Source organism: Pedobacter sp. 05L430 (genome assembly GCF_056397585.1).
Window position 1 is genome coordinate 1 of record NZ_JBFTNT010000619.1, and the last position, 570, is coordinate 570.

Consider the following 570-nt stretch of genomic DNA (forward strand, 5'->3'; position numbering starts at 1 on the left):
TTATCATTTTAAACAAATGCAAAGCTTATGATTTTGCATTTGTTTAAAATGATAATGAACAGGAAAAAAGCGAATTTCTTCCTGTTACTACAACTATTTGTCACCTTTACCGCGCTTTTTCTTTGTTTGGGTTTGAATTTGAAAAAATTAGGTAACTATTTCAGACCATTGGGTTATCAGTACGAAGATTCCTGGTTGGTGGTACTCGATTTTCAACACCTGCCGGAGGAAAAGAAATTGGAGTTCAGCAGGCTAATCCAGCAGAAGCTTCAGGCTGTTAAAGAAATCGAGTTGGTAAGTGCCACTCAGGTAATTCCTTTTCAACAATGGGGTAATGAAGAAAAGATCACCTATAACAAACAAACCAGCAAGGCTCTGGGATTTGAGGTAGATGAGAATTATTCAACGGTACTCGGCATTAAACTAGTCGAAGGTCGATGGTTTACGGCAAAAGACTATGTGTTAAATGCCATTCCGGTGGTCCTCACTGAAGATTTAGCGGAACGGGATTTCAAACAGGGGAGCCCGATCGGAAAAACGATCCTGATTGGCGACAGGCCGGCCCTGATC

The 570-nt window shown here is 40.9% G+C and carries 1 protein-coding gene; it reads left to right on the forward strand.

From position 1 onward, the window contains the following. Window positions 1-54: 54 nt before the first annotated feature. Window positions 55-570 (forward strand): ABC transporter permease (locus AC1DG9_RS27650; protein WP_477635775.1); only part of this gene is annotated, 516 nt, incomplete at its 3' end.